This is a genomic window from Pseudomonas sp. AC193, from assembly GCF_979258075.1.
Window position 1 is genome coordinate 3952672 of record NZ_OZ409832.1, and the last position, 22364, is coordinate 3975035.

The 22364-nt window shown below is 57.9% G+C and carries 25 protein-coding genes and 3 pseudogenes; 22 read left to right on the plus strand and 6 right to left on the minus strand.

The window, feature by feature from the left end:
* Nucleotides 1-211: 211 nt before the first annotated feature.
* A complete protein-coding gene (locus ACZZ0D_RS17820) occupies nt 212-532 on the minus strand; it encodes a DUF2288 domain-containing protein (protein WP_159815466.1) in 321 nt (106 codons plus the stop codon).
* 353 nt (nt 533-885) lie between these two features.
* Between ACZZ0D_RS17820 and ACZZ0D_RS17825 the strand changes: the two are divergent.
* The 9 genes and pseudogenes from ACZZ0D_RS17825 (at nt 886) to ACZZ0D_RS17865 (ending at nt 8639) form a co-directional block, all read left to right on the plus strand.
* Nucleotides 886-2014 (plus strand): annotated as a pseudogene (locus ACZZ0D_RS17825) (branched-chain amino acid ABC transporter substrate-binding protein).
* A gap of 230 nt (nt 2015-2244) precedes the next feature.
* Nucleotides 2245-3168, plus strand: a complete 924-nt coding sequence (gene livH, locus ACZZ0D_RS17830) for a high-affinity branched-chain amino acid ABC transporter permease LivH (protein WP_008082254.1) — start codon at nt 2245-2247, stop codon at nt 3166-3168.
* A complete protein-coding gene (locus tag ACZZ0D_RS17835; RefSeq protein WP_008082257.1) occupies nt 3165-4421 on the plus strand; it encodes a high-affinity branched-chain amino acid ABC transporter permease LivM in 1257 nt (418 codons plus the stop codon). Before livH ends, ACZZ0D_RS17835 begins: the two co-directional genes overlap by 4 nt.
* Nucleotides 4418-5185: a high-affinity branched-chain amino acid ABC transporter ATP-binding protein LivG gene (livG, locus tag ACZZ0D_RS17840; protein ID WP_034154995.1), complete on the plus strand. Its 768-nt coding sequence runs from the start codon at nt 4418-4420 to the stop codon at nt 5183-5185. Before ACZZ0D_RS17835 ends, livG begins: the two co-directional genes overlap by 4 nt.
* Entirely contained in the window at nt 5186-5887 is a 702-nt protein-coding gene (locus ACZZ0D_RS17845; RefSeq protein WP_463553914.1) for an ABC transporter ATP-binding protein, read from the plus strand.
* 308 nt (nt 5888-6195) lie between these two features.
* Nucleotides 6196-6498, plus strand: a complete 303-nt coding sequence (locus tag ACZZ0D_RS17850) for a BufA1 family periplasmic bufferin-type metallophore (protein WP_053117837.1) — start codon at nt 6196-6198, stop codon at nt 6496-6498.
* Between the two features lie 25 nt (nt 6499-6523).
* On the plus strand, nt 6524-7411 hold the full coding sequence (bufB, locus tag ACZZ0D_RS17855) for an MNIO family bufferin maturase (protein ID WP_401242419.1): 888 nt from the start codon (nt 6524-6526) through the stop codon (nt 7409-7411).
* Complete coding sequence (locus ACZZ0D_RS17860) at nt 7408-8166, plus strand: HvfC/BufC N-terminal domain-containing protein (protein WP_463553915.1); 759 nt, start codon at nt 7408-7410, stop codon at nt 8164-8166. Before bufB ends, ACZZ0D_RS17860 begins: the two co-directional genes overlap by 4 nt.
* Nucleotides 8163-8639 (plus strand): DoxX family protein, encoded by a 477-nt coding sequence (locus ACZZ0D_RS17865; RefSeq protein WP_463553916.1) that lies wholly within the window; start codon nt 8163-8165, stop codon nt 8637-8639. Before ACZZ0D_RS17860 ends, ACZZ0D_RS17865 begins: the two co-directional genes overlap by 4 nt.
* Before the next feature lie 89 nt (nt 8640-8728).
* Here the strand turns inward: ACZZ0D_RS17865 and ACZZ0D_RS17870 are convergent, their stop codons facing one another.
* Nucleotides 8729-9643, minus strand: a complete 915-nt coding sequence (locus tag ACZZ0D_RS17870; protein ID WP_463553917.1) for a LysR family transcriptional regulator — start codon at nt 9641-9643, stop codon at nt 8729-8731.
* 104 nt (nt 9644-9747) lie between these two features.
* Between ACZZ0D_RS17870 and ACZZ0D_RS17875 the strand changes: the two genes are divergently transcribed.
* From ACZZ0D_RS17875 to ACZZ0D_RS17885, 3 genes are all read left to right on the plus strand, one after another.
* A complete protein-coding gene (locus ACZZ0D_RS17875) occupies nt 9748-10347 on the plus strand; it encodes a short chain dehydrogenase (protein ID WP_463553918.1) in 600 nt (199 codons plus the stop codon).
* 172 nt (nt 10348-10519) lie between these two features.
* Complete coding sequence (locus ACZZ0D_RS17880; protein ID WP_463553919.1) at nt 10520-11173, plus strand: COG3650 family protein; 654 nt, start codon at nt 10520-10522, stop codon at nt 11171-11173.
* Between the two features lie 97 nt (nt 11174-11270).
* The gene (locus tag ACZZ0D_RS17885; RefSeq protein WP_400650631.1) at nt 11271-12884 is read left to right on the plus strand and encodes an NAD(P)/FAD-dependent oxidoreductase; all 1614 of its coding nucleotides are present in this window, start codon (nt 11271-11273) and stop codon (nt 12882-12884) included.
* Nucleotides 12885-13015: 131 nt separating this feature from the next.
* Here the strand turns inward: ACZZ0D_RS17885 and ACZZ0D_RS17890 are convergent, their stop codons facing one another.
* Nucleotides 13016-14110 carry a PLP-dependent cysteine synthase family protein gene (locus ACZZ0D_RS17890; RefSeq protein ID WP_463553920.1) on the minus strand — a complete coding sequence of 365 codons (1095 nt, stop codon included), beginning with the start codon at nt 14108-14110 and terminating at the stop codon, nt 13016-13018.
* A 251-nt stretch (nt 14111-14361) separates the two neighbouring features.
* Here ACZZ0D_RS17890 and nhaA point away from each other — a divergent pair, with 251 nt between their 5' ends.
* From nhaA to ACZZ0D_RS17920, 6 genes are all read left to right on the plus strand, one after another.
* Nucleotides 14362-15549, plus strand: coding sequence for a Na+/H+ antiporter NhaA (gene nhaA, locus ACZZ0D_RS17895; RefSeq protein ID WP_159815724.1), 1188 nt, complete (start codon nt 14362-14364; stop codon nt 15547-15549).
* A gap of 125 nt (nt 15550-15674) precedes the next feature.
* Nucleotides 15675-15944 carry a hypothetical protein gene (locus tag ACZZ0D_RS17900; protein WP_159815725.1) on the plus strand — a complete coding sequence of 90 codons (270 nt, stop codon included), beginning with the start codon at nt 15675-15677 and terminating at the stop codon, nt 15942-15944.
* Complete coding sequence (locus tag ACZZ0D_RS17905; RefSeq protein ID WP_282354755.1) at nt 15941-16681, plus strand: zeta toxin family protein; 741 nt, start codon at nt 15941-15943, stop codon at nt 16679-16681. The genes ACZZ0D_RS17900 and ACZZ0D_RS17905 overlap by 4 nt, the downstream gene beginning before the upstream one ends.
* A 185-nt stretch (nt 16682-16866) precedes the next feature.
* Nucleotides 16867-18054 (plus strand): colicin E3/pyocin S6 family cytotoxin, encoded by a 1188-nt coding sequence (locus ACZZ0D_RS17910; RefSeq protein ID WP_463553921.1) that lies wholly within the window; start codon nt 16867-16869, stop codon nt 18052-18054.
* On the plus strand, nt 18051-18281 hold the full coding sequence (locus ACZZ0D_RS17915; RefSeq protein ID WP_400753862.1) for a DUF7683 domain-containing protein: 231 nt from the start codon (nt 18051-18053) through the stop codon (nt 18279-18281). Before ACZZ0D_RS17910 ends, ACZZ0D_RS17915 begins: the two co-directional genes overlap by 4 nt.
* Nucleotides 18278-18535, plus strand: a complete 258-nt coding sequence (locus tag ACZZ0D_RS17920; RefSeq protein WP_150651391.1) for a DUF7683 domain-containing protein — start codon at nt 18278-18280, stop codon at nt 18533-18535. The genes ACZZ0D_RS17915 and ACZZ0D_RS17920 overlap by 4 nt, the downstream gene beginning before the upstream one ends.
* Before the next feature lie 62 nt (nt 18536-18597).
* Here ACZZ0D_RS17920 and ACZZ0D_RS17925 read toward each other — a convergent pair.
* Nucleotides 18598-18864 (minus strand): annotated as a pseudogene (locus ACZZ0D_RS17925) (outer membrane lipoprotein); the annotation flags it as partial.
* On the opposite strand from ACZZ0D_RS17925, the pseudogene ACZZ0D_RS17930 reads away from it, so the two are divergent.
* From ACZZ0D_RS17930 to ACZZ0D_RS17940, 3 genes and pseudogenes are all read left to right on the plus strand, one after another.
* Nucleotides 18863-19045, plus strand: a pseudogene (locus ACZZ0D_RS17930) (Na+/H+ antiporter NhaA); the annotation flags it as partial. The pseudogenes ACZZ0D_RS17925 and ACZZ0D_RS17930 overlap by 2 nt on opposite strands.
* A 236-nt stretch (nt 19046-19281) precedes the next feature.
* Entirely contained in the window at nt 19282-20469 is a 1188-nt protein-coding gene (locus ACZZ0D_RS17935) for a colicin E3/pyocin S6 family cytotoxin (protein WP_463553922.1), read from the plus strand.
* A gap of 19 nt (nt 20470-20488) precedes the next feature.
* Nucleotides 20489-20740, plus strand: coding sequence for a pyocin S6 family toxin immunity protein (locus ACZZ0D_RS17940; protein WP_401242404.1), 252 nt, complete (start codon nt 20489-20491; stop codon nt 20738-20740).
* A 71-nt stretch (nt 20741-20811) separates the two neighbouring features.
* Here the strand turns inward: ACZZ0D_RS17940 and ACZZ0D_RS17945 are convergent, their stop codons facing one another.
* Nucleotides 20812-21276 carry an outer membrane lipoprotein gene (locus ACZZ0D_RS17945; RefSeq protein ID WP_007918566.1) on the minus strand — a complete coding sequence of 155 codons (465 nt, stop codon included), beginning with the start codon at nt 21274-21276 and terminating at the stop codon, nt 20812-20814.
* Between the two features lie 177 nt (nt 21277-21453).
* Here ACZZ0D_RS17945 and ACZZ0D_RS17950 point away from each other — a divergent pair, with 177 nt between their 5' ends.
* Entirely contained in the window at nt 21454-21690 is a 237-nt protein-coding gene (locus tag ACZZ0D_RS17950) for a hypothetical protein (protein WP_463553923.1), read from the plus strand.
* Nucleotides 21691-21695: 5 nt separating this feature from the next.
* Here ACZZ0D_RS17950 and pdxH read toward each other — a convergent pair whose 3' ends face one another.
* Complete coding sequence (pdxH, locus tag ACZZ0D_RS17955) at nt 21696-22343, minus strand: pyridoxamine 5'-phosphate oxidase (protein ID WP_159815730.1); 648 nt, start codon at nt 22341-22343, stop codon at nt 21696-21698.
* Nucleotides 22344-22364: the final 21 nt, after the last annotated feature.

The following is a 22364-nucleotide window of genomic DNA, read 5'->3' on the forward strand; positions in this document are numbered from 1 at the left end:
CGGGCTTGCTCGCGAAGAGGCCCCCAAATTCACTGAATATTTCAGCCATTCCAACATCCAGAAACAATTAAGCAGCCCAAAGGCTGCTCTCTCAACTGTTCCCGTTACGTTTACGTCACCGTGATGCCACCCTCGCTTGTGGCCTTTCTTCACGGCAACGTGCCATCACGCTACTCCGCTACACACTTTTCGCCGACCAGCGGACGCACCATCAAGGTGCAACGTCGGCAGCACCCGCCCTTTCCTGGATCAGAATCCACGGCGAAACCACCACTGCCCAGAGCTGCGGATCGCGTTCGAAAAGATCCAGCGCCCGCGTTTCAGACAGCTTGGCGACTTTGTCTTCGGCCAGCCAGGCGGCGACTTTCTCGCCATCATCCGACGCCACGGCCTCGGCGGCGGCGATCAAATCCAGGTCAGGGTCGACCCACAATAGGGCACCCTTGGCGAAGAACGGCTCCAACTCTTTCCAGGTAATAGATGCGGTTTCACCAAGCAGCTTGGCATAGAGGGTGCTAGGTTCTTGATTCATGGGAACTGTCCGGAAAAGAAATCGACGCGAATAATAACGTCGGTGATCCGTCAGCAAAACCCGGTTGCAAAAGGCTGTACCGAACGAAAAGAGCAGGAAAGCCAAGGAATGCTGTTGATTGGGGCATAACCCCACGAACGCCCCGCCGCAATTCTGTCTTTTTCATTCAAAAAAGCGACACCCTCAGGTTTTGCCCCTCGGCGCCCGCTTCCCAGGCTAACAACCGGCGCTCTACACTGTACCGGTACAGTTGCCGGGGGCATTTCCGGAGGGTATCGCAAAGATATCTGACCCGGTTCTGCTGCTACGGCGCCAGAACTCAAAAAAAAATACAACAGTAAGAGTGGAGCACTATGACTAAGGCTACTAAGCAGATTTCCAAACTGTTTGCCGCTATGGTTCTGGCCGGGGTTGCCAGCCATTCGTTTGCAGCTGACACCATCAAAATCGGTATCGCCGGCCCTAAGACCGGTTCCAGTAGCCCAATACGGCGACATGCAGTTCAGTGGCGCGAAAATGGCCATCGAGCAAATCAACGCCAAGGGCGGCGTCGACGGCAAGAAACTCGAAGCCGTTGAATACGACGATGCCTGCGATCCGAAACAAGCAGTAGCGGTAGCGAACAAAGTCGTCAACGACGGCGTCAAGTTCGTGGTCGGTCACCTGTGCTCCAGCTCCACTCAACCGGCTTCGGACATCTACGAAGACGAAGGCGTGATCATGATCACCCCGGCCGCCACCAGCCCGGACATCACCGCCCGTGGTTACAAAATGGTCTTCCGTACCATCGGTCTGGACAGCGCCCAGGGCCCTGCCGCCGGTAACTACATTGCCGATCACGTCAAACCGAAAATCGTTGCTGTGCTGCACGACAAGCAACAATACGGTGAAGGTATCGCCACCGCCGTCAAATCGACCCTTGAGAAGAAAGGCGTGAAAGTTGCCGTGTTCGAAGGCGTCAACGCCGGCGACAAGGACTTCTCCTCGATCATCGCCAAGCTCAAGCAAGCCAACGTCGACTTCGTTTACTACGGCGGCTACCACCCGGAGCTGGGCCTGATCCTGCGTCAATCGGCTGAAAAAGGCCTGAAAGCCAAGTTCATGGGTCCGGAAGGCGTGGGTAATGACTCGATTTCGCAGATCGCCAAAGACGCTTCCGAAGGTCTGCTGGTAACCCTGCCGAAATCCTTCGACCAGGATCCGGCCAACATCGCCCTGGCTGATGCATTCAAAGCAAAGAAAGAAGATCCGAGCGGCCCGTTCGTGTTCCCTTCCTACTCGGCGGTTGAAGTGATTGCCGGCGGTATCACCGCTGCCAAGAGCGAAGACCCGGCCAAAGTGGCTGAAGCCATTCACGCTGGCACCTTCAAAACCCCGACTGGCGACCTGAGCTTCGACGCCAAGGGCGACCTGAAGGACTTCAAATTTGTGGTTTACGAGTGGCACTTCGGCAAACCAAAAACTGAAGTATCCCCTCAGTAAGGCGCTGCCTGACTGACTGCCAATAAAGCCCACGGCGTGCCGTGGGCTTTGTTTTACGAATGTATGGGCCGCGCTGGCGTGATCCGCCAGTCTCCCCACCTGAAAATCTCAAAACCGTCATCAGCGGTTCGCTGGCAAAACCCGGATTCGAAGTGGATATAGATCCACGGGGCCGGGCGGGAAAATGACTCCACCAGTGAAATGCGTATCAGGTTTTTAGGAGCGTTGTAATGCCTGACCTCTATCACTTCTTCCAGCAGCTGGTTAATGGCCTGACCATTGGCAGCACGTATGCCCTGATTGCCATCGGCTATACGATGGTTTACGGCATCATTGGAATGATCAACTTCGCCCACGGCGAGGTGTACATGATCGGTTCCTACGTGGCGTTCATCGCCATCGCCGGGCTGGCCATGATGGGAATCGACAACGTCCCGCTGTTGATGACCGCGGCCTTCATTGCGAGCATCGTTGTCACCAGTTCCTACGGTTACAGCATCGAACGGATCGCCTACCGCCCCCTGCGCGGCAGCAACCGTCTGATCCCGCTGATTTCCGCCATCGGTATGTCGATCTTCCTGCAGAACACGGTTCTGCTGGCGCAAGACTCCAAGGACAAATCCATCCCCAACCTGATCCCCGGGAACATTTCCTTCGGGCCAGGTGGCGCACATGAAGTGCTGATTTCCTACATGCAAATCGTGGTGTTCGTGGTGACGCTGATCGCCATGCTCGGCCTGACGCTGTTCATCTCCCGTTCTCGCCTGGGTCGCGCCTGCCGCGCCTGCGCCGAAGACATCAAGATGGCCAACTTGCTCGGCATCAACACCAACAACATCATCGCCCTGACCTTCGTCATTGGTGCTGCGCTGGCGGCCATCGCGGCCGTGCTGCTGAGCATGCAATATGGCGTGATCAACCCGAACGCCGGTTTCCTCGTCGGCCTCAAAGCCTTCACCGCAGCGGTACTCGGCGGCATCGGCAGCATCCCCGGCGCCATGCTCGGCGGGTTGGTGCTTGGGGTGGCGGAAGCGTTTGGCGCCGATATCTTCGGCGACCAATACAAGGACGTCGTGGCTTTCGGCTTGTTGGTTCTGGTGCTGTTGTTCCGTCCGACCGGCATTCTGGGCCGTCCGGAGGTTGAGAAAGTATGACTAGGAATCTTAAACAGGCACTGTTCAGTGCCTTGCTGGTGTGGGCTGTGGCCTACCCGGTACTCGGACTGAAACTGACCATCGTCGGCATCAACCTCGAAGTGCATAACACCAGTCCGATGATTCTGGCGACCATCGCCATCTGTTCGGTGCTGATGTTCCTGCGGGTGCTGTTCAACCAGCAGATCAGCAAGGCGTGGAAATCCTCGCCGGGCATGCCATTGATCCCGGCCAAGGCCAGCAACTTCCTGACCCTGCCGACCACGCAGCGCTACTTCATCATTGCGCTGATCATCGGTGCACTGGTGTGGCCGTTCTTCGGTTCGCGTGGCGCGGTGGACATCGCAACGCTGATCCTGATCTACGTGATGCTCGGCCTCGGCCTGAACATCGTCGTCGGTCTGGCCGGTCTGCTCGACCTCGGTTACGTCGGCTTCTACGCCGTCGGCGCCTACAGCTACGCGCTGCTGTCGCACTACTACGGCTTGAGCTTCTGGATCTGCCTGCCGATTGCCGGCCTGATGGCGGCGACGTTCGGCTTCCTGCTGGGCTTCCCGGTGCTGCGTTTGCGCGGTGACTATCTGGCGATCGTAACCCTCGGTTTCGGCGAGATCATCCGTCTGTTCCTGCGTAACCTGACCGACATCACTGGCGGTCCGAACGGCATCAGCAACATCGAGAAACCAACGTTCTTCGGCCTGACCTTTGAACGCAAGGCTGCGGAAGGCATGCAAACCTTCCACGAGTATTTCGGCCTGCAATACAACTCGATCAACAAGGTGATCTTCCTCTACCTGGTTGCCCTGGTGCTGGCGCTGGCGGCGCTGTTCGTCATCAACCGTTTGCTGCGCATGCCGATCGGCCGAGCGTGGGAAGCGCTGCGTGAAGACGAGATCGCCTGCCGTGCGTTGGGTCTGAATCCGACGATCATCAAGCTGTCGGCGTTCACCCTCGGTGCTGCGTTCGCCGGTTTCGCCGGTAGCTTCTTCGCTGCCCGTCAGGGTCTGGTGACCCCGGAATCGTTCACCTTCATCGAGTCGGCAATCATCCTCGCCATTGTCGTGCTGGGTGGTATGGGCTCGCAGTTGGGTGTGATTCTGGCCGCCGTGGTAATGATCCTGTTGCCGGAAATGATGCGTGAGTTCAGCGAGTACCGCATGTTGATGTTCGGTGCGCTGATGGTGTTGATGATGATCTGGCGTCCACAAGGTCTGCTGCCGATGCAACGCCCACACATGGAGTTGCGAAAATGAGCCGCGAGATCTTAAAAGTTGAGAACCTGAGCATGCGCTTCGGCGGCTTGCTGGCGGTCAACGGCGTGGCCCTGACCGTCAAAGAGAAACAAGTGGTTGCCTTGATCGGGCCGAACGGCGCCGGCAAGACCACCGTGTTCAACTGCCTGACCGGTTTCTATCAGCCAACCGGTGGCAGCATCCTGCTCGACGGCGAGCCGATTCAAGGCCTGCCGGGCCACAAGATCGCCCTCAAAGGCGTGGTGCGCACCTTCCAGAACGTGCGCCTGTTCAAGGACATGACGGCGGTCGAGAACCTGTTGATCGCCCAGCACCGTCACTTGAACACGAACTTCCTGGCCGGCCTGTTCAAGACCCCGTCGTTCCGCAAAAGCGAGCGCGAGGCCATGGAATTTGCCGAGTACTGGCTGGAAAAGGTCAACCTCAAGGAGTTCGCCAACCGTACCGCCGGCACCTTGGCCTACGGTCAGCAACGTCGTCTGGAAATCGCCCGCTGCATGATGACCCGTCCGCGGATCCTCATGCTCGACGAACCGGCCGCCGGCCTGAACCCGAAGGAAACCGAAGACCTCAAGGCGCTGATCAGCGTGCTGCGTGAGGAGCACAACGTCACCGTGCTGTTGATCGAACACGACATGAAACTGGTCATGAGCATTTCAGACCACATCGTCGTGATCAACCAGGGCACGCCTCTGGCCGACGGCACGCCGGAACAGATCCGCGACAATCCTGAAGTGATCAAAGCCTACCTGGGGGAAGCGTAAATGCTGCAGTTCGAAAACGTTTCCACCTTCTACGGCAAGATCCAGGCCCTGCACAGCGTCAACGTCGAAGTCCGTCAGGGCGAGATCGTGACCCTGATCGGCGCCAACGGTGCCGGCAAGTCCACGCTGCTGATGACGCTGTGCGGTTCGCCGCAAGCGCACAGTGGCAGCATCCGTTACATGGGTGAGGAACTGGTCGGCCAGGACTCGTCGCAGATCATGCGCAAAAGCATCGCGGTGGTGCCGGAAGGTCGTCGGGTGTTTGCCCGTCTGACCGTTGAAGAAAACCTCTCGATGGGCGGCTTCTTCACCGACAAGGGCGACTATCAGGAACAGATGGACAAGGTTCTCGGACTTTTCCCACGCCTGAAAGAACGCTTCAACCAGCGCGGCGGCACCATGTCCGGCGGCGAACAGCAAATGCTCGCCATCGGTCGTGCGCTGATGAGCAAGCCAAAACTGCTGCTGCTCGACGAGCCGTCGCTGGGCCTGGCACCGATCATCATCCAGCAGATTTTCGACATCATCGAAATGCTGCGCAAGGACGGTGTGACGGTGTTCCTGGTCGAGCAGAACGCCAACCAGGCGCTGAAAATCGCTGACCGCGCGTACGTTCTGGAGAACGGCCGTGTGGTCATGCACGGCACCGGTGAAGCGCTGCTGACCGATCCGAAAGTACGCGAGGCATACCTCGGCGGTTGACGCATTTCGCCCAACAAAAAAACGGCCTTCGGGCCGTTTTTTATGTCCACCATAAACCTCGAACCCACCGAAAATCCCCCTGTGGGAGCGAGCCTGCTCGCGAAGACGGTGTGTCATTCAATATCAATGGTGTCTGACACAACGCTTTCGCGAGCAGGCTCGCTCCCACAAGGGGGACGGCGGTGCCCGGAAGAATTATAAAAAAAAACATCCAGCCCCGCTGTAACGCATCGCCATGACCTTTCTCTAGAGGGTTAAGCAAGCGCAAAAACGCTTGTAAAAACCCTGACCGAAACTGGAGAAACACCATGACTGCTACCACCCGCACCCTGTCCGCTACCGCTTTGGTTCTGGCCCTCGGCTCTGCGCTGAGCATTGCCGCCGTCTCCACCGCCCACGCGGCCGATGACATGGAAAAATGCTTTGGCGTGGCCATGAAAGGCAAGAATGATTGCGCTGCAGGCGCCGGCACCACCTGCGCTGGCACCGCGAAAACCGACTACCAGGCCAACGCCTGGAAGCTCGTCCCTAAAGGCACCTGCGCCAAGACTGAAAGCAAAACCTCGCCGACCGGCTTCGGCCAGATGGAAGCTTTCAAAGCGAAGTCCTGATTCACGGCCTGCCTGAGTGACGATCATGTTCACACCTGACGACCATGCCCTCCCCCGCACTCAGGCAGCCCTCACCGGGCTCCCGCCCCGTGCCGGGCTGGGGCTCAAGACCGGGCACTTTCGTGAAGTGCTCGACACCCAGCCGGACATCGGTTTCTTCGAAGTCCACGCCGAAAACTACATGGTGGCCGGCGGCCCGTTTCATCACTTTCTCGGTTTGATTCGCGAACAGTATCCGCTGTCGCTGCATGGCGTCGGTTTGTCCATCGGCAGCGAAGGGCCGTTGGATACTCAGCACCTGCAACGTCTGGCCGAGCTGATCGAGCGCTATCAACCACACTCCTTTTCCGAACATCTGGCCTGGTCGAGCCACGGCCCAGTGTTCCTCAATGACCTGCTGCCCCTGGCCTACGACGAGCCGACGCTGAACCGCGTCTGCGCGCACATCGATCAGGTGCAGAACACTCTTAAACGGCCAATGCTGCTGGAAAACCCGGCAACGTATCTGGCGTTTCAGCATTCAACGTACGACGAGCCTGACTTCATCCATGAAGTGATCCGTCGCAGCGGCTGTGGGCTGTTGCTCGACGTCAACAATGTCTATGTGTCGTGCGTAAATCATCACCGTGATCCATTGGCGTATCTCGATGCGCTGCCCCTGCACGCGGTTGGTGAGATTCATCTGGCCGGGTTCGCCGAAGATTCCGACAACCTCGGCGACCGATTGCTGATTGACGATCATGGCGCGCCGATCGATCAGGCGGTTTGGGCTTTGTATTGGCAGACGCTGGATCGTATCGGGCCGATAGCAACCTTGATCGAACGGGACAATCAGGTGCCCCCGTTCAACACCTTGCTGGCCGAAGCGCAGCAGGCAGACGAAATGCTGCTGTGCGCCGGGAGTCGCCCATGAGCATGCAAAGCGAATTCAGCGCCGCGCTGCTCAATGTACGTCTGCCCTGCCCTGCCGGTTTGTGCAGCAACAACGGCGCCGATCCCGCCAGTCGTTTTGCGGTGTACCGCAACAATGTGCAGAGCTCGTTGATCAACGCACTGGCGGACGGTTATCCGGTGGTTGCGCAATTGGTCGGCGAGGAATTTTTCCGCGCCATGGCGGCCATTTTCGTACAACAGCAGCCGCCGCAGAGTCCGTTGATGAGCCGCTATGGCGAAGCGTTTGCGGACTTTATCGACGCCTTCGAACCGGCATCGAGCGTGCCCTATCTGGCCGATGTTGCGCGCCTTGAGCATTTACGCACGCAGGCCTATCACGCCGCCGACGCCGACCCCGTACGGCCAGAACAAATCACCGCAGCACTCGCCGCCCCGCAAGGCTTGAGCGAACTGCGCTTCAAGCTTCATCCCTCCCTGCACCTGCTCGATTCCACTTATGCCGTGGTTGCGATCTGGGCTGCACATCAGCAAGAACCTTCACTTGAAGGCATCGAGATCCATCAGGGCCAGCACGCGCTGATCCTGCGCAACGGTCTGGAGGTTGAGGTGTTCGCCATCGATTATGGCGCCAGCGTGTTTATCCGCCATTTGATCAACGGCCAGCCATTGCTGGCAGCCGCCGAAAACAGCCCTGAATTCGATCTCAGCCAGACCCTGGCCTTGCTGATCGCGCGCAACGTCATCACCCACTTGAACAATAAGGTAACGCCATGAACAACCTGATCACTCGCGCCATTGCGCTGCTCGAGAGAATCCCCCAGAGCCTGATCGCTTTTATTGCGCGCTTCGCGATTGCAGCGGTGTTCTGGAAGTCCGGGCAGACCAAGATCGAGGGGCTGGCGATCGACCTCATCGACGGCACCTTTCAGCTTGGCTGGCCGCGTCTGGCCGATTCGACCATTCCGTTGTTCACCAGCGAATATCACGTGCCGCTGCTGTCGCCGGAGATCGCCGCGCACATGGCCGCGTTTGCCGAGCACTTCTTTCCGGTGCTGATTCTGGTTGGGTTTGCTACGCGCTTTTCGGCCATGGCGTTGCTGGGGATGACGTTGACCATTCAGCTGTTTGTATACCCGGATGCTTACCCGACTCACGGTACGTGGGCGGCGGTATTGCTGTATCTGATGGCGACCGGACCGGGCAAGTTGTCGATTGACCACCTGATCGCCCGCCGTTTCTCCCGCTAAACAAAAATCTCTGTAGGAGCTGCCGAAGGCTGCGATCTTTTCTTTTTCAAGATCAAAAGATCGCAGCCTTCGGCAGCTCCTACAGGGGGTTAGCGCTGGAGGCGATCCAGCGCCTCGCCGCTGCGTTTGAACCAGCCAATCAGATAGTCCGCCAGCACCTGCGTGCGTTTCGGCAAACCGCCCTGATACGGATGCACCAGGTACATCGGCATGCGCCGCGTCTGATAATCACGCAGGATCCAGCGCAATCGGCCGTCAGCCAATTCCGCTTGCAGCAGATAGGAAGGCAATCGTGCGATACCGGCGCCGCTGAGCGCGGCTTTTTTCAGCAAGTTGTAGTGATTGCTGGCAAACGGCCCCGACACCCGTACTCGCAACAATTCGTGCTGTTGGTGATACAGCCATTCTTCGCGACCGCGGTAGTGGCTGTTGAGCAAGCAACGGTGCTCGGCCAGCGCTTGTGGTGTCGACGGTTCGCCGAATCGATCCAGATACGCGGGACTCGCACAGGTCATTTCCTGCCAGGCCAGCAACGGCTTGGCCACCAGTCGTTCGTCATTGGCCACTTCTGAACGGATCGCCAGATCAAAGCCATCGCGGGACAGATCGCGGTAGCTGTTGTTCAACTCCAGCTCGATCTGCACCTCGGGATACTGATGCGAAAACTCCAGCAACAATCCATCGAAAAACGTTTCCCCCAGCGACACCGGAACCGTCATACGCACCGGGCCGGCCATGTCGTCCTTCAATCGCGCCAATGCCTGACGGGCTTTTTCGACCTGGACTACAAGCGCCTGCGCCTGGGGCAATAACGCAGCGCCCGCTGCTGTCAGGCTCAGGCGTCGAGTGGTGCGTTGTAGCAACACCACGGAAAACTGCGCTTCGAGCTGACTGATGCGTTTGGACAACTGCCCCTTGCTGCAGCCCAATTGCTGCGCCGCCAAGGTGAAACTGCCGGCTTCGATCAACACGGCGAACGCCGCCAGATCATCCATTTCACTCATGGATTGTTTCCATTTGAAAACCAAAGGTTGCCTATTAGTGCGCTTATCCACAGGAAAAACCACTCTAGACTGAAACCTCGTTCACACACTTGAGGTACAGCTCGATGAAGATTCTGTTGATAGGCGCTGGCGGCACCATCGGTTCGGCCGTGGACAAAGAACTGTCGCAACGCCACGAAGTGATTCGTATCGGCCGCACCAGCGGTGATTTCCATGTGGATATCAGTGACAGCACGTCGATCCGCAAGCTGTTCGAGCAGACCGGCAAATTCGACGCACTGATCTGCGCCGCCGGTAACGTCACGTTTGCGCCGCTGGGCGAGATGAGTGAAGACAGTTTTGCCCTCGGCCTCAAGGACAAGTTGATGGGCCAAGTGAATCTGCTGCTGATCGGCCGCGAATTCGCCAACGATGATGCCTCGTTCACCTTCACTACTGGCGTGCTCAGCCACGATCCGATTCGCAGCGGTGCGTCGGCAGCGCTGGTCAACGGTGCGCTAGACAGCTTTGTGCGGGCAGCGGCCACTGAGTTGCCGCGTGGTCTGCGTGTGAACTCGATCAGCCCGACGGTGTTGCTGGAAGCGATGGGTAAATATGCGCCGTACTTCCGTGGCTATAAGCCGGTTCCTGCGGCGGATGTGGCGTTGGCCTACGCGAAAAGTGTTGAAGGGCTACAGACCGGGCAGACGTTTCACGTGGGGTGAGATCAAGAGATCGCAGCCTGCGGCAGCTCCTACGGGGGAATGTCGGGGTTGCGATGTTTTGCATTTTGCCGGCGGGCGTCGTAATTCGGTGTAGGAGATGCCGCAGGCTGCGATCTTTTGCATTTGACTGACAGGCTGCGTAACGTGGCGACACTTGTCTGGAGAGCCGAAGATGCGTGTTGCCCGTTCGTTAGTCCTTGTTGCCCTGCTGCCGTTGTTTGCGGCGTGCCAGTTGTTCGATGGCCCGCGTGAAAGTGCCTCGCACGTCGGGCAGACGCGGATGCAGGGGCAACTGACCGCCGCTGACGGCAAACTGGTGTTCCAGCCTTGTCAGGATTCTCGGCAACTGGTGGTCAACGACGTCGGCGGCACCAGCGTGCTGCAAGAGGCCGCCACCCTCGCCGACGAGCAAGGCAAGCTGTTCGCCGATGTTCGCGGCAAAGTCTCCGGTGATCGCCTTGATCTGACTCAGCTGTATCGTGTCGAGCGCTCTGGCACCGCGTGTGATGATCCGAATTTCAAACTGCTGATCCTGCGTGCCGCCGGCCATGGCCCGGAGTGGAACGTCAAGGTCAGCGGCAAAGGTATGGTCATCGACCGCGAGGGCCAGCCGCCACTCGCCGTGCCCTATATTGAAGATCAGTTGGGCGATGGCCGCTTCAACCTCAGCAGCGAAGCCAACAACCAGCGCATCGAATTGTGGGTCGCGCCGCAGCGCTGCGTCGACAGCAGCACCGGCAGCGTGCAGCACATGACCGCCGAGTTGCGTATCGACGGTAAGGTGCAGCGCGGTTGCGGGTATTTCGGCGGATCGCGCAACGACTGAGCGTTTTAGCCTCACCGGATCCGGCCTTTGCGGCTTATAATCGCGGCCTTCAAACGCCCTGGCGCAGTTGTGCGCCCCGCGAACCCGGATCCTCGCCATGTTACGAATCACTGAACTCAAGCTGCCAATCGACCATCCCGAAGAAGACCTGCGCCCTGCCATCGTGCAGCGTCTGGGCATCGCCAGCGATGATTTGCTCGATTTCACCTTGTTCAAGCGCAGCTACGACGCGCGCAAAAAGTCCTCCGAACTGTGCTTCATCTACACCATCGACCTCGAAGTGCGCGACGAGGCCAACGTGTTGGGCAAGTTCGCCGACGACCGTAACGTCAACGTGGCGCCGGATGTCAGCTACAAATTCGTCGGCGAAGCGCCAAGCGACCTGAGCCAGCGCCCGATCGTTGTCGGTTTCGGCCCGTGCGGCATCTTCGCCGGCCTGCTGCTGGCGCAAATGGGCTTCAAGCCGATCGTCCTCGAACGCGGCACCGAAGTCCGCCAGCGCACCAAAGACACCTGGGGCTTGTGGCGGAAAAGCGTACTCAACCCCGAGTCCAACGTGCAGTTCGGTGAAGGCGGCGCGGGCACGTTCTCCGACGGCAAGCTGTACAGCCAGATCAAGGATCCGAAGTTCCTTGGCCGCAAAGTCCTGCACGAGTTCGTCAAGGCCGGCGCGCCGGAAGAAATCCTCTACGTCAGCAAGCCGCACATCGGTACGTTCCGCCTGACCGGCATGGTTGAAAACATGCGCGAGCAGATCCGCGAACTGGGCGGCGAAGTGCGCTTCCAGGAACGCGTCACCGACGTGCTGATCGAAGACGGCCAACTGGTCGGCGTCGAGCTGGCCAGCGGCGAAACCCTGCATTCGAAACACGTGGTTCTGGCCCTCGGCCACAGCGCCCGCGACACCTTCCGCATGCTCCACAGCCGTGGCGTGTTCATGGAAGCCAAGCCGTTCTCGGTGGGTTTCCGCATCGAACACCCGCAATCGCTGATCGACCGTGCGCGCTTGGGCAAGTACGCCGGCCACCCGAAACTCGGTGCCGCCGACTACAAACTGGTGCACCACGCCAAGAACGGCCGTTCGGTCTACAGCTTCTGCATGTGCCCGGGCGGCACCGTGGTCGCGGCGACTTCCGAGCCGAACCGCGTGGTCACCAACGGCATGAGCCAATACTCGCGTAATGAACGCAATGCCAACTCCGGCATCGTCGTCGGCATCACCCCGGAAGTCGATTATCCGGGCGGCCCGCTGGCGGGGATCGAGTTGCAGGAACGCCTGGAATCCCACGCGTTCATTCTGGGTGGCAGCGACTACAAGGCGCCGGCACAACTGGTCGGCGACTTCATCAACGACATTCCTTCGACCGAACTGGGCGAAGTCGAGCCGTCGTACAAACCGGGCGTGGCGCTGGGCGATCTGTCCCTGGCATTGCCGGAATTTGCGATTGAAGCGATTCGTGAAGCCTTGCCAGCGTTCGAGAAGCAGATTCGCGGTTACTCGCTGCACGATGCGGTGTTGACCGGGATCGAGACGCGCACCTCGTCGCCGCTGCGCATTACGCGTAACGAAACGCTGCAGAGCATGAACGTGAAGGGCTTGTTCCCGGCCGGTGAAGGCGCGGGTTATGCGGGCGGGATTTTGTCGGCGGGTGTGGACGGGATTCGGATTGCCGAGGCCGTGGCACGCGACATCCTCGGCCTGACTGACTAATCAGCACTAGCTGACACAACCCAACCCCCCTGTGGGAGCGGGCTTGCTCGCGAAAGCGTCGTGTCAGGCGATACATGTATCGCCTGACACACTGCCTTCGCGAGCAAGCCCCACATTTGGTTTTCGGTGTGTCAGATGTTGGCGCGTTGCACTGAGGTCGGCAGCGGTTCACCGCGCTCGGCACTCGCCGCCACCGCCTCAATCAACCCACTCAACTCATACCCCTGCGCCGTCAGCCAATCCTGATCGTAATACGTGTCGGCATACCGCTCGCCGCCATCGCACAAAATCGCCACGATTGACCCCGACTCCCCCGCCGCCTTCATCTGCTGCGCCGCCATCAACGCGCCGATCAGATTGGTGCCGCTCGACCCACCAACATGCCGGCCCAGACGCTGCGCCAGATAATGCATGGCCGCCAGCGACAAGGCGTCCGGCACTTTGACCATCGCATCGATCACCTTCGGCAGGAACGACGCTTCCACCCGTGGCCGGCCAATGCCTTCAATCCGCGAGCCGCAATCCAGACGCAAAGTCGCGTCGCCAGTCTGGTAGTAGTCGAAGAACACCGAACGCTCGGCATCGGCGCACAAGACGCGAGTGCAATGCTGGCGATAGCGCACGTAACGACCAAGGGTCGCGGTGGTGCCGCCGGTGCCGGGGCTGGAAATCAGCCAGCTCGGTTCCGGGTGCGTCTCGAAGCGCATCTGCTGAAAGATCGATTCAGCGATGTTGTTGTTCGCGCGCCAGTCGGTTGCGCGCTCGGCGTAGGTGAACTGGTCGATGAAGTGACCATCGTGTTCACGGGCCAGACGCTCGGATTCGGCGTAAATCTGCGTCGGATCTTTTACCAGATGGCTTTTGCCGCCATAGAACTCGATCTGGGCGATTTTTTCTTTCGAGGTGGTCGCCGGCATCACTGCAATAAACGGCAGACCGAGCATCCGCGCGAAATACGCTTCGGAAATCGCCGTCGAACCGCTCGACGCTTCGATCACCGGCGCGCCGGGTTTCAGCCAGCCGTTACACAGCGCATAAAGGAACAGCGAACGGGCCAGGCGATGTTTGAGGCTGCCGGTCGGATGGCTGGATTCATCCTTGAAGTACAGCTCGATGCCCGGAAAACCCGGCAGCGGCAAGGGGATCAGATGGGTGTCGGCGCTGCGCTGGAAGTCCGCTTCGATGATGCGGATGGCTTCGCGGGCCCACTGTCGGTTGTCGCTCATGGTCTGTGTTCTCGTTGAATCGGGCAGGAGATTGGCCTCCTGAAAAGGTTCGTACGTCAGATTAGGATTAATCCTATATTCCGCACAGATACAGCTGAGTCTCAATATGTCAGGCAACTGCTAGGCTCACCGTGGCTTGAGCCAGACAGCCTGTAACGACATATAACAAAAAAGAATATAACTTTTGTTTTAACAACTAACAGTACGGGTTAGGGTGTTCCACCTTTTTGACGATTCGATGGAGAGCGACCTTGCCTCTGCGTAGCACTTTCACGCGTTTCTTTCAGTTGGAAGCTGCCAGCGGTCTGTTATTGATCGCCGCGGCCATCCTGGCTCTGATTATCAACAACTCGCCACTGTCGTGGCTGTACACCGGCCTGCTCGACACCCCCGTGGTGGCGCAGATCGGTGCGTTGAAAATCGCTAAACCCCTGCTGCTGTGGATCAATGACGGTCTGATGGCGATGTTCTTCCTGCTCATCGGCCTGGAAGTAAAACGTGAAGTCCTCGACGGTCAGCTGTCGAAGCCGTCGCAAATCGTCCTGCCCGGCGCCGCAGCCATCGGCGGCATGCTGGTGCCGGCGCTGATCTACTGGTTCCTCAACCGCGACAACCCTGCGGCCCTCAGCGGCTGGGCGATCCCGACCGCCACCGACATCGCCTTCGCCCTCGGCGTACTGGCCCTGCTCGGCAAGCGTGTACCGGTATCGTTAAAGCTTTTCCTGATGACCTTGGCGATCATCGATGACCTCGGCGCCATCGTCATCATCGCGATCTTCTACTCCGGCGAACTGTCGACCCTGTCGCTGGGCCTCGCGGCCGCGTGTATTGCGTCGCTGGTAGCGATGAATCGACTCGGGGTGGTTAAGCTCGGGCCGTACATGATCATCGGTCTGATCCTCTGGGTCTGCGTGCTCAAAAGCGGTGTCCACGCGACGCTGGCCGGCGTGACCCTGGCCTTCTGCATCCCGCTGCGCACGAAAAACGCCGAGCCGTCGCCACTGCTGACCCTCGAACATGCGCTACATCCGTGGGTCGCCTACGGCATCCTGCCGCTGTTCGCCTTCGCCAACGCCGGCCTGTCGCTGAGCGGCGTCACCGTCGAAAGCTTCACCCACGACGTACCGATGGGCATTGCGGTCGGCCTGCTGCTCGGTAAAACCGTCGGCGTCTTCGGCCTCACCTGGCTGGCCGTCAAAGTAGGCATCGCCGCCCTGCCCCAAGGCGCCAACTGGGGCCAGGTCATGGGCGTGGCGATCCTCTGCGGGATCGGCTTCACCATGAGCCTATTCGTTGGCTCGCTGGCCTTTGAACCGGGCGTGAGCGACTACGCCGGGATGGATCGAATGGGCATTCTGACCGGCTCGATTCTGGCGGCGCTGATTGGTTATGCAGTGACAGCGGCGGCGAGTCGCAAGAACACCTTACAAAACGCCTGAGATACATCTTTCTACAAAAATCAGAGCCCCTCTCTTATAGAGGGGCTTGGCTCTAAACCTTGCAAGTGTGCTATATCTTTCGTTGCCGCAGCACCTTTTTCAGCAGCGACTTTCTGGAGTCATCCATGTCACGTAAAGCAGAAAAACGCCCAATGACGGACGATCAGATTTCCGTCCAGGAATCGCGGATTCCAGATATCGCTCTGAAGGCCTTCAACAACGCCTATAAGATGGCGCTCGCCAATGGCGCAGTGGTGCTCGTCGCTAAAGACGGCCAGTTGTTTGAAGTGACTGAGAAGACTTCCGTTGCACTGCGCTCAATCGGTACCTATGGAAATCTGAAAAGCGGCACTCGCCTGCACATTAACAAATCCTCAAAACAGGTCACTTCTTGAGCACACCCAGAATACGGATATTTGCGGGCCCGAACGGCTCAGGAAAAAGTACTTTCAATCGACTGGTTCCCGCGCATTTGCTGGGAAACTACATAAATCCTGATGACATAGAACGGGCAATCAAAGATACCGGCTATTTTGATTTCACCTCCTACCGCATCGAGGCTCACAAGGAAGGCATTTTCGACTTCTTCCGTGAGCATGCCCTACTCAAGAAGTCCCCTCGTTCGTTAGCAAAGCTCGATACCCTTACGATTGATGGCGAACGCCTAAGCTTCTTCAATACGGAAATCGACTCCTATGTCGCATCCGCCCTCTCCGACTTCATACGTAGGTCTCTGATCAAGGAACGCATCAGTTTCACGTTCGAAACAGTCATGTCCTCCTCAGACAAAGTCAGCCTGCTCGCCGAAGCCCATCAGTCTGGCTACCGGGTTTACGTTTACTACGTCGCTACCGCTGATCCTCAGATCAACATTGCCAGGGTTGCCTATCGTGTGTCCCAAGGCGGACACAGCGTTCCTCCCGAAAAAATAGAAGCGCGATACTGGCGCTCTCTTGAGCTTTTGTCTGAAGCTATCCTGACCTCAAACCGGGCCTATATATTCGATAACTCGGATGAAGGTAGTGAAGGCTTGACGCAAATAGCAGAAATCACTGATGGCGAGCTGATTGAAATCAAATCAGACACCCAACCACCTTGGTTCAAAGAGTTCGTGCTCGACAAATTACTTTAGGTCGGTAGAACAGGCTTCTCTGTGGACTCATGGCTCTAAACCTCTTCAGATCAGTACCTCACTGACATACAGCGACTAATCCCCACCTCTTTAAAGACACGTCCTACAGCCACAATTTTCCCGCTTCGTTAACGTTGCCCAGTCCCTTGCGAGGGGCTGTCGATGGATGAACGAAAGGACGATCAGTGGCTGGCAACAAGGACATTCCCCGGGTTCCCAACCCACCGCAAGGCGACGGGCATCACGTCACCTATCGCTACATGACGGCCAGTGAACTGGCTGACCGCGACGCCAGACAAAATGCTTACGACGCCATGTTGGCCCGGCAGGAGGCTTTTGAGCGTGGTCGGGAAGTGGCGGCGAAAAAGGACGATGTCGTTCGGGCCGGCTGCGTATTCGCCAAGTCCTGCAAATTGCCGGACGCGATCATCGACTACACCAATTCTTCGGGGATGGTGCCGACTGACAGTTTGAAGGACTACGGTGAACTGATTTTGCTGGGCGCGCGTGAGGCTGATGACAGCGGCGGCGTCCCGCTCAAGAAAATCGGTGCAACAGCTATTCCGGCCGGGTTTGGCAGTCTGACGTTGGCGGGTTCGGTGTTTGAAGCCCTGCCCGCAGTGGTATCCAGTGCGGCCGTTGCGCCTTTGGTGGGTTTGGTCGCGCTGTTCATGCCATCGAGTCTTGGCGACAGTGCGCTGTACACCGATGAGCAGTTGCGCGGACTTGAACAAGCGCGAACTCGCGTTCGGCTGAGAATCGAACAACAGGCCGACGGCAGTCTGAAAGGTTACGGTTTCTACACCGGCAAGAATCGTAATTGGGAAATGGTTGATGTCGTGCAGTTCACCGCGCGCGGCAGCCAGTTCATTGCGGATCTGGGTGAAGGCGTCGAACTGATCTGGACGCCTGCTGTGGATGGCTCCGACATTCTCGGTATTCCGGCGCTGGAGGCTGCACCGCAAGCGCCGCATATCTGGGTGTATCCACCGACGAAAGCGGCGGACGGGATTCTGGTTAATCCGGTTTATCCGCCGGAGTACCGGGATTTCATTTTGGTTTTTCCGGCTAATTCGGGTGTTAGGCCGGTATATATAGTCTTAAACGTTCCAAACGATTTCAAATACCACCCCGCCCCTGCTTCGCTGCCGGCCTATCCAGACGCAAAACCTGCACCACTGAAAACCTCCGTTCGCGGTGGAGGAAAAAAGCGAAGACGTTGGAAAGATGCATCGGGGAAAATTTATGAATGGGACTCTCAGCATGGCAAGGTTGAGATGTACACCAAGCAAGGAAAACATCTTGGAGAATACGACCCGGAAACAGGGAAACAAACAAAGACTGCCGATTCCACAAGGAGAGTAGAAAAATGAAGCATGTCATAGAGGTATTCGATCGAACGACTGAGGATTTGCTCCTTACCGTAGAGATCGCGGCGCATCACAAGGAAGCATTGAAGGCGCTGATGAACTGGCAAGAACCTGAAGATGAGTTCGATGGCTCTGATTTAGACGAAGAGCAGATCAAAGTTTTGGAGGACTGGACTGGAGAAAAGCTCTTGGACGCAAATCACATAGTTCAGTTGGTGTGCATCGAATGACTTACGGCAATTTCAAGCTCAATCACACCGTCGAGGCATTTAATAAACGCACAGATCGGTTGGTTTTCGAGATCCCCGTTCCCGATGGAAACATTGAGCGGCTCAGAATAATCATGCATTGGGTCAACCCCGAAGACGAAATCTTTGGTTATGACCTAGACCAAGAGCAGATAAAGCAATTGGAAGCTTTAATCGGTCGAGCCTTCTACGACTCTAAGTACAATTTTCAAATGGGTTGTCATGGAAGCGAGTAAATGTCCTAAAAAAACCCCGACCAGTCACCTGATCGGGGTTTTCTTCAACGACTCGCTATCGCTTAATGCGAAACGCGGCTCGTCCCGCCGACAGTCGAAATCCGTACCCGCTCGCCAACACGGAACACTTCGTTCTCCTGAACCTGCTGCACGTAGGCGCGCATGCTGCCGTCGTCTTCACGTACGGTGATTTCCACACCCTGAGTACGGGTCAAACCTTCCTCCGTCGCCGAACCAATCAAACCGCCCGCCACCGCACCGATGACCGCTGCAACGATGCTGCCCGTGCCGCCGCCAACGGTTGCACCGGCGAGGCCGCCGACCGGGGTCTGCGGTATCGGCTTCACCATGAGCCTGGTTGTTGGTTCGCTGGCCTTTGAACCGGGCGTGAGCGACTACGCCGGGATGGATCGAATGGGCATTCTGACCGGCTCGATTCTGGCGGCGCTGATTGGTTATGCGGTGACAGCGGCGGCGAGTCGCCGAAACACATTACCGAATCCTACGTAGAACACCTGTGGCGAGGGGATTTATCCCCGATGGACTGCGCAGCAGTCCCATTCTTTTGGGGCCGCTGCGCAGCCCATCGGGGATAAATCCCCTCGCCACAAGTCCCGCCACACTGATACACAGCGACTAATCCCTACGTCTTTAGAGACGCGTCCTACAGCCACAATTTTCCTGCTTCGTTAACGTTGCCCAGTCCCTTGCGAGGGGCTGTCGATGGATGAACGAAAGGACGATCAGTGGCTGGCAACAAGGACATTCCCCGGGTTCCCAACCCACCGCAAGGCGACGGGCATCACGTCACCTACCGCTACATGACGGCCAGTGAACTGGCTGACCGCGACGCCAGACAAAATGCTTACGACGCCATGCTGGCCCGGCAGGAGGCTTTCGAGCGTGGTCGGGAAGTGGCGGCGAAAAAGGACGATGTCGTTCGGGCCGGCTGCGTATTCGCCAAGTCCTGCAAATTGCCGGACGCGATCATCGATTACGCCAATCCTTCGGGGATGGTGCCGACTGACGGTTTGAAGGACTACGGTGAGCTGATTTTGCTGGGCGCGCGTGAGGCTGATGATAGCGGCGGCGTCCCGCTCAAGAAAATCGGTGCAACCGCCATTCCTGCCGGGTTTGGCAGTCTGGCGTTGGCGGGTTCGGTGTTGGAAACACTACCCGCTGTGATATCCAGTGCGGCTGTTGCGCCTTTGGTGGGTTTGGTCGCGCTGTTCATGCCATCGAGTCTTGGCGACAGTGCGCTGTATACCGACGAGCAGTTGCGCGGACTTGAGCAGGCGCGAACTCGCGTTCGGCTGAGGATCGAACAACAGGCCGACGGCAGTCTGAAAGGTTACGGTTTCTACACCGGCAAGAATCGTAATTGGGAAATGGTTGATGTCGTGCAGTTCACCGCGCGCGGCAGCCAGTTCATTGCGGATCTGGGTGAAGGCGTCGAACTGATCTGGACGCCTGCTGTGGATGGCTCCGACATTCTCGGTATTCCGGCGCTGGAGGCTGCACCGCAAGCGCCGCATATCTGGGTGTATCCACCGACGAAAGCGGCGGACGGGATTCTGGTTAATCCGGTTTATCCGCCGGAGTACCGGGATTTCATTTTGGTTTTTCCCGCGGGCTCATTGGTTCAGCCGGTTTACATTGTTTTAAGCAAACTCCCAGACCATAAGTATTACGACGATCCAGACACGCTTCCCGCATTCCCTGACACGAAAAGGGTGAAGTCAAAAGCTTCAGTGCAAGGAGGAGGAAAGAAAAGAGCCCGCTGGCTTGATCGAAAGAACCGGATATATGAGTGGGACTCAAAAAGCGGTGCTGTCGAGATTTTTGACAAATTAGGAATACACCTGGGAGAGTTCGATCACGTAACCGGAAGGCAGACCAAAAAAGCAAAACCGGGCCGTACGACTCCAAAATGACTCAACAACGAGAAAAGTTATGCGCTACTTATCCATTACTGGATTCTTGCCTGACGAAGCACAAGACGATTCACTGCAGTTCGAGCTGCTAATAAAAGACTACGAGCTTAACCAAGCATTAGCACAGATCACAGAATCCAAATCCCTTGAAGATCTGGAACCAGGCGAACTGGAAATGAATGATGCTCAAATCAGGCAAGCCGCGAAGCTGTTGGAAACTGAGTTCCCCGAAGGCCTGGAATATTTCATTGGCACCCGAGCCGGGTCTTGACTTGAAGATGTAAGAAAGAAAAACCCCGACCAGTCACCTGATCGGGGTTTTCTTCAACAACTCGCTTTCGCTTAGTGCGAAACGCGGCTCGTCCCGCCGACAGTGGAAATCCGTACCCGCTCGCCAACACGGAACACTTCGTTCTCCTGAACCTGCTGCACGTAGGCGCGCATGCTGCCGTCGTCTTCACGTACGGTGATTTCCACACCCTGAGTACGGGTCAAACCTTCTTCCGTCGCCGAACCAATCAAACCACCCGCCACCGCACCGATGACCGCTGCAACGATGCTGCCCTTGCCGCCGCCAATGGCGCTGCCGCCGACGCCGCCGACTGCTGCACCGGCGAGGCCGCCGATCGGGGTTTTGGTGCCTTCGATTTTGACCGGGCGCAGGGATTCGATGGTGCCCATGCGAATCGTCTGCACGCGACGCGCTTCGTCACGGGAGTAGGAGTCACCGGTCAGGCTCGATTGGCAGCCGGTAAGCAACATCGCCATCGTGGAAAAGGAAGCAACCAGCAGAACAGACTTACGCATAGCATCAACTCCAAAAGAACATATATTCATTAAACTCCGCTGCTTGACGCCTGTCACGGCGCAGCCCGGACAAATTTGCTTTCATTCAGGCGAGGTACAGACGCCTGCACGTTTCCTTCTAGAGCCCTACAGTAGCGCCAAATTACGGATCCTGCGCCACCGCCCCCAAGGATTTTCATGGATTACTTCATCATAGTCGTCACCACTATCGCCGGACTGTACTTCCACGGGTGGCTGTACGTACGGATCAAACGCTGGATGGATCGCGACCTGGCGCTGTCGCTGGCCGGCAAGGATGAAGGTAAACGCGCCTACATGCTCGAGCAACTGGCGAGCGCTCGGGCGCAGAAGATCAAGCGCCGCGATCTGCCGCAGTGGCTCATTGCCGCTGCGGCAAGCTATCTCGCTCGGTAGACTGCTTAAGGTGCCAGACGTTCAACAGACCATTGGCCGGTCTGCAGACGGTAGTTGAGGCGATCGTGCAGACGGCTCGGACGGCCCTGCCAGAATTCGATGCGCTCAGGCAGCAAGCGGTAACCGCCCCAGTGTTGCGGGCAATCTGGCTGGCTGTCGGAGAAACGTTGTTCAGTCGCTCTAAGCAGGTCTTCCAGCTCACCACGACCGTTGATCACCCGGCTTTGCGGCGACGCCCATGCACCGAGGCGACTGCCCAGCGGACGCACCTGATAATACGCATCGGATTCTTCCGGCGTGACCTTCACGACGCGCCCTTCGATGCGCACCTGGCGCTCTAGGGTTGGCCAGAAGAAAGTCATGGCGGCAAACGGATTCGCCGCCAGATGCTGGCCCTTGGCACTTTCGTAATTGGTGAAGAAGGTGAAGCCCTGCGCGTCCAGGCCCTTGAGCAGCAGAATGCGGCAATGCGGACGGCCGTCCGCATCAACCGTGGCCAGGGTCATGGCGTTGGCTTCCACCGGTGCCTGCTCGGTTTTCACCGCGTCGGCGAACCACTGGTGGAACAGCGCAAACGGCTCGGCCGGGGCTTGCGCCTCGGACAAACCATCCCGGGTGTAATCACGACGCATATCTGCCAGAGCCTGGGTCATGGCGCATTCCTTTCGTTAGCG